At 77.3% G+C, this 5,780-nt stretch carries 5 protein-coding genes; 2 read left to right on the top strand and 3 right to left on the bottom strand.

The annotated features are described in order from the left end of the window. Positions 1-331: 331 nt before the first annotated feature. The gene (locus M0638_RS12485) at positions 332-2,062 is read left to right on the top strand and encodes a DEAD/DEAH box helicase (RefSeq protein ID WP_248667326.1); all 1,731 of its coding nucleotides are present in this window, start codon (positions 332-334) and stop codon (positions 2,060-2,062) included. Between the two features lie 13 nt (positions 2,063-2,075). Here the strand turns inward: M0638_RS12485 and M0638_RS12480 are convergent, their stop codons facing one another. Beyond that, the gene (locus M0638_RS12480; protein WP_248667325.1) at positions 2,076-2,600 is read right to left on the bottom strand and encodes a hypothetical protein; all 525 of its coding nucleotides are present in this window, start codon (positions 2,598-2,600) and stop codon (positions 2,076-2,078) included. Between the two features lie 500 nt (positions 2,601-3,100). Between M0638_RS12480 and M0638_RS12475 the strand changes: the two genes are divergently transcribed. Then, on the top strand, positions 3,101-4,027 hold the full coding sequence (locus tag M0638_RS12475; RefSeq protein WP_248667324.1) for an AEC family transporter: 927 nt from the start codon (positions 3,101-3,103) through the stop codon (positions 4,025-4,027). 68 nt (positions 4,028-4,095) lie between these two features. Here M0638_RS12475 and M0638_RS12470 read toward each other — a convergent pair whose 3' ends face one another. Next, positions 4,096-5,166: a sigma-70 family RNA polymerase sigma factor gene (locus M0638_RS12470; protein ID WP_248667323.1), complete on the bottom strand. Its 1,071-nt coding sequence runs from the start codon at positions 5,164-5,166 to the stop codon at positions 4,096-4,098. A 12-nt stretch (positions 5,167-5,178) separates the two neighbouring features. Further along, positions 5,179-5,631: a carboxymuconolactone decarboxylase family protein gene (locus tag M0638_RS12465; RefSeq protein ID WP_248667322.1), complete on the bottom strand. Its 453-nt coding sequence runs from the start codon at positions 5,629-5,631 to the stop codon at positions 5,179-5,181. Between the last annotated feature and the right edge of the window lie 149 nt (positions 5,632-5,780).

The raw sequence follows: 5,780 nt of genomic DNA, 5'->3' as shown, positions 1-5,780 counted from the left end.
AAGCAAACCTCTGGAGGTTTGCGCATGGACGAATGGCCGAGCAGGCTTGCGCAGCCTGCCTTCGCCGACTTCCATCCGTGGCGCAGGCTGCGCAAGCCTGCTTAGGGGCTTGGCCGTGCCGCGCCGCGACCCCACCTGAATTCCGCTGCCCTGCTCGCGGCGGCCGGGAGCCATGCGCCCCCCGGCACCCGCGCGGCATGGCGCCGGCGCCGCCGCGCGGCTATGCCGCCCTGTCCCTGTCGCGCGGCCATATGCCGCGCTCCCTCCCGCCCTGCCCCGCCTCCGGCGCCCTTCGCGCGCCGTGCCGCCCCATGTCCGGACCCGTTGCCCGATGCCCTTTCCCGCGCTCGATCCCGCGCTGCTCGCCGCCCTGACCGAGCGCGGCTACGCCGAGCCCACGCCCGTCCAGGCCGCCGTGCTGGAGGCGGAGACCGATCCCGACCGACAGGGGCGCGACCTGCTGGTCTCGGCCCAGACCGGCTCCGGCAAGACCGTCGCCTACGGGCTGGCCCTGGCGCCCGCGCTGCTCGCCGAGCCGGGGCGCCTGCCCCCCGCCGCCACGCCGCTCGCCCTGGTGATCGCGCCGACGCGCGAGCTGGCGCTGCAGGTGCGCGACGAGCTGGCCTGGCTCTACGCCCGCGCCGGCGGCCGCGTCGTCGCCTGCGTCGGCGGCACCGACCCGGTGGCGGAGCGCCGCCAGCTCCAGCACGGCGCGCAGATCGTGGTCGGCACGCCGGGGCGGCTGCGCGACCACCTGGAGCGCGGCAACCTGCGCCCCGCCGCGATGCGCGCCGTGGTGCTGGACGAGGCCGACGAGATGCTCGACCTCGGCTTCCGCGAGGAGCTGGAGGCGATCCTCGACGAGGTGCCGGCCGAGCGGCGCACCCTGCTCTTCTCGGCCACCGTGCCGCCCGGCATCGCCAAGCTCGCCGGGCAGTACCAGAAGGACGCGCTGCGCCTCTCGGTCGGCGCCGGCGGCGGCCGGCACGGCGACATCGAGTACCGAGCCATGCCGGTGGCCCCGCGCGAGACCGAGCGGGCGGTGGTGAACGTGCTGCGCCACGTCGATGCGCGCCTCGCCATGGTGTTCTGCACCACCCGCGCAGCGGTGGCGCGGCTGCACGGCAACCTGCTGGAGCGCGGCTTCTCGGCCGTGGCGCTCTCGGGCGAGCTGTCCCAGGCGGAGCGGACGCGCGCCCTGCAATCCCTGCGCGACGGCCGCGCGCGCGTCTGCGTCGCGACCGACGTGGCGGCGCGCGGCATCGACCTGCCGGATCTCGGCCTCGTCATCCATGCCGAGCTGCCCAAGGACCCGGAGACCCTCCAGCACCGCTCCGGCCGCACCGGGCGGGCGGGGCGCAAGGGCGTCTCCGTGCTGCTGGTGCCGATGAACCGCGCCCGCTCGGCCGAGCGGCTGCTGGCGGCGGCGCGCGTCGAGGCGTCCTGGGGCCCGCCGCCCACCGTCGAGCAGGTGCGCGCCGAGGACGACCGGCGCATCGCGGCCCAGGCCGGCACGCTGGTGGCCGAGGAGTCGGAGGAGGCCGACCTCGCCATCGCCCGCGCCCTGCTGGAGGCGCATGCGCCGGAGGCGGTGGCGGCGGCGCTGGTGCGCCAGCTCCGCGCCCCTCTGCCCGCCCCCGAGGAGCTGACCGAGATGCCCCGCCCCGGCCAGCGCCCCGGTCCCGCCCCGCGCGAGCGCGGCGCCGGGCCGCGCGGGGCGGAGAGGCCGGAGGAGCGTGGTGGGGAGCGCGGCGGGGAGCGTGACGGCGGCGCCTGGTTCCGCATGAACGTCGGCCGGCGCGGCAACGCCGATCCGCGCTGGCTGCTGCCCTTCCTGTGCCGGCGCGGCCACGTCACCCGCCAGGAGATCGGGCGCATCCAGATCCTGGACCGCGAGACGCATTTCGAGGTGGCGCCCTACGCCGCCGCCCGCTTCGCCGCCGCCGCGCGCCAGCCGGACCGCGAGGACGCGCATATCCGCATCGAGCCGGTGGCGGCCGAGCGCGACGAGCGGCCGGCGCGGCACGTCGGCGAGGAGCGGCGGCGGCGGCCGCGGGGGTGATCCCCGGCGGCGGTCACGCCCCGGCCTCCCGCGTCCCGGCTTCCCCCATCCCGGCTTCCCCCCTCTCGAGCACCGCCAGCAGTCGGCGGGCGCCGAGCCGGTCGGCCGGGTCCAGCTCCGCCACCTTGGCCAGGGCCGGCCGCGCCGCCTCCGGCAGGCCCAGCCGCGCCTGGACGTAGCCGACCGCGAGCAGCGAGAAGAGGAACAGCCGCGGCAATTCCTCCCACTCGCCGAACCGCGCCGGGTCGTGCCGCAGGGCGCGCCAGTCCTCGGGGAAGCCGTTGCGCCGGGCCGCCTCGGCGAGGCAGGCCCGGGCGTGCGGCAGCGCCTCCGTGTAGCGCTGCCGGTAGAGGTAGAATTTGTAGGCGCCGATCCGCGTGGCGAGATGGTCCGGCGCGATGGCCAGGGCGCGCAGGATGTGCGTCTCGGCGAGGTCGGCATGCGCCCAGTCGGCCGCCGCCGCGTGCAGCGCGCGCTCGGCCTCGGGCGGCAGGTCGCCGCCGTAGTAGCGCCGGTTCAGCCACGACTGGTCGCGCATGCCGGATTCCCCGCCTCCGAACTCGGTGCCCCGAATTCCGCGCCTCACGCCGGGCGGCCGCGTCCGCCGGCGCATCCCGCGGCGCCGCCCCGGGACGGGCGGCGAGCGGCGGCCCGGTGCGGCAGGCGCCGATCGTCCCGCTCATCCCTGCCTGTCCCCGCCCGTCCCTGCGGACGGCCGGGCTCCGACAGGCCCCGCAACAGGCCTCCTGAACGGGCCCGGTAAACAAGCCCCGTGCCAGGGCAGGCGCCCCGTGCCGGCGCCGGTGCCGGAGGCACCCGGCCGGCCCCGGGCGGCGCGTCGGCTTCTCCACCCTATCAACGCCTTGTCGCGCGACGGGCGGCCCGGCGCGGCCGAGCCGGTCGGCCCTTGCGCGCGCCTGCCGGCCACAGGGGCGATGCCGAGCGGGTCCCGGCGGCGTGGCGGCAAGCCGACATCGCGTGTCGCGGCCGCGACACGCCAGCTTGCGCAAGGGCGGGGGCCGTTGCACAGCGGCGCGCATGGCACTCTGGCTCGACGCCTTCGTCCCGACCTTCGGCCTGATCGCGCTCGGCCTGCTGCTGCGCCGCAGCGTGCTACCGGAGAACGCGGTCTGGGCCGGGATGGAGCGGCTGGTCTTCTACGTGCTGCTGCCCTGCCAGCTCGCCGCCTCGATCTCCACCGTGGACCTCGCGCGCCTGCCGCTCGGCGGCATGGCGGCGGCGCTCTGGCTGGCGCTGCTCTTCGCCACCGGCGCGTCGATCCTGCTGGCGCGGGCGCTGGGGCTCGGCTTCGCCACCATGACCTCGGTGCTGCAGGGCGGCATCCGCTTCAACACGCTGATGGCGCTGGCCATGGCCGCGCCGCTGTTCGGGCCGCCGGGCCTGGCCTTCGGCGGCATCACGGCGGGGCTGATCGTGCCCGGCGTGCAGGTGCTGCTGACCCTGGTCTTCGCCATGGGCGGAGAGACCGGGGGCGCGCGGCGGCTGCCGCCGCTCCGGGTGGTCGCCTGGCAGATGGCGCGCAACCCGCTGCTGCTGGGCTGCCTCGCCGGCTTCGTGCTGGCGGCGATGGGCGGGATGCCGATCGGGTTCGGGGCGCTGGTGCGGGCGCTGGGCGCGGCGGCGGTGCCGCTCGGCCTGCTCTCGGTGGGTGCCGCGCTGACCCTGGGCGGGATGCGCGCGAGGCTGCCGACGCAGCTCCTCACCAGCGCGCTCAAGCTGCTCGTGGTGCCGGCGGGGACCTGGGCGTTCTGCCGCCTGCTCGGCCTGCCGCCGCTGGCCACCGCCGTCGCCACCCTGTTCATGGCGATCCCGACCGCCACCACCTCCTACGTGACGGCGCGCGCCATGGGCGGCGACGCACCGCTGATGGCGGCGCTGACCACGACCGAGCACGTGCTGGCGGTGCTGACCCTGCCGCTCTGGGTGGCCCTGCTGGTCGGGTAGGACCGGTCCCCGGGGGGCCTCCCCCGGACGGACGCCGGCGGGCGGCGCCGGCCGCGCCGCGGGGCCGGTCAGGCGGGCGTGACGGGAGCGGCGTAGCGCCGGATGATGCCGGCGAGCTTCTCCGGGTTGCGCACGACGTAGATCGCGACGATCCGCCCCTCCCGCAGTTCCAGCGCCGTGGTCTGGGGCAGGCCGTCCGCCTCCAGCGTCACGTAGCCCGGCAGGGCGTTGATCCGTCCGAGATGCAGCAGCGGCGGCAATGCCGGGTGCTTGCGCGCGAGGCCGGCGAAGAAGCGCCCGACCCGCTCGGCGCCGCGCACCGGGTTCAGCGCCGCGCGCCGGCGGCCGCCGCCATCGGTGTGCAGCACCACGTCCCGCGCCAGCAGGTCGCGCAGCGCCGCGACGTCGCCGCCGCGCGAGGCGGCGAGGAAGGCGGCGGCGATCCGCCGTGCCGGGGCGGGATCCGGCGCGGCGGGCGGGACGCGCCCAACGCGGGCGGGCGGCGGGAGGCCCGGGTCGGAAGAGGGGCCGGAGGAGGGGTCGGAGAAGGGGCCGGCGGGCAGGCCGGCGTCGCCGCCCGCGGTTCCGCCGAGCCGCGCGCGGGCGCGGGAGGCGAGCTTGCGGCAGGCCGCCTCGCCGCGGCCGAGCAGCGCGGCGATCTCGGCGAAGGGCGTCTCGAACAGATCGTGCAGGATGAACACGGCCCGTTCGGCCGGCGAGAGGCGCTGCAACGTCAGCAGGAAGGCGACCGAGACCGCCTGCGCGTGCGCCAGCCTCGCCTGCTGCGGCGCCTCGTCGTCCTCCGGCACCGGCTCCGGCAGCCACGGGCCGACATAGGTCTCGCGGCGGTGGCGGGCGGACTTCAGGTGGTCGAGGCTGAGCCGCGCCGCCGTCTTCAGCATCCAGGCGCGCGGCGCCGCCACCCGGCCGCGATCCGTGCCGCTCCAGCGCAGGAAGGTGTCCTGCGCGATGTCCTCCGCCTCGGCCAGCGAGCCGGTCATGCGGTAGGCGAGGCCGATCAGGTCGGCCCGCACCGCGCCGAAGGCCGCGGCCGCGGCCGCGGCCTCCAGCCCGTCCGCCGGCGGCGGGCCGGTGACGGGCAGCCCGTCCGCCGGGGTCGCCGCCCCGCCATCCGCCATCGCCGCCCCGCCCTACCGCGCCGCGTCCAGCGGCGGGACGCTGCGGAAGCCGACGGCGATGCGGTTCCAGACGTTGATGGCGCCGATCAGCAGGGTCAGCTTCACCTTCTCCTCGTCGGTGAAGTGGCCGTCCAGCCCCTCGTAGTCGGCATCCGGGGCGCGGGTCCCGGCGACCAGGGTCAGCGCCTCGGTCCAGGCCAGGGCGGCGCGCTCGCGCGGCGTGTAGTGCGGCGCCTCCCGCCAGGCGCTCAGCAGGTAGAGCCGCGCCTCGCTCTCCCCCGCCGCGCGGGCGTCGCGCGTGTGCATGTCGACGCAATAGGCGCAGCCGTTGATCTGGGAGGCGCGGGTCTTCACCAGCTCGATCAGGCCGTGCTCCAGCCCGCTCGTCACCACCGCCTTCTCGAAGGCACGCATCGCCGCCATCGCCTGCGGCGCCGCCGCGAAGTAGTCCAGCCTCGGGGTCATCGGGTCCTCCTCGATGGGTTCGCCACCACAGGACGAGACAGCCGGCGGCGACGTGACAAGACCCGCGCGCCGGGCCGATGCCGGCCGGCGCCGGGGGATGGGGCGGGAGGACGGGGCGGGAGGACGGGGCGGGCCCGCCCGCGGCCGCG

The organism is Roseomonas acroporae (genome assembly GCF_023223525.1).
In the GTDB taxonomy this organism is placed as follows: Bacteria; Pseudomonadota; Alphaproteobacteria; order Acetobacterales; family Acetobacteraceae; genus Roseomonas_E; species Roseomonas_E acroporae.
This window is presented reverse-complemented; position numbering and strand designations above follow the sequence as displayed.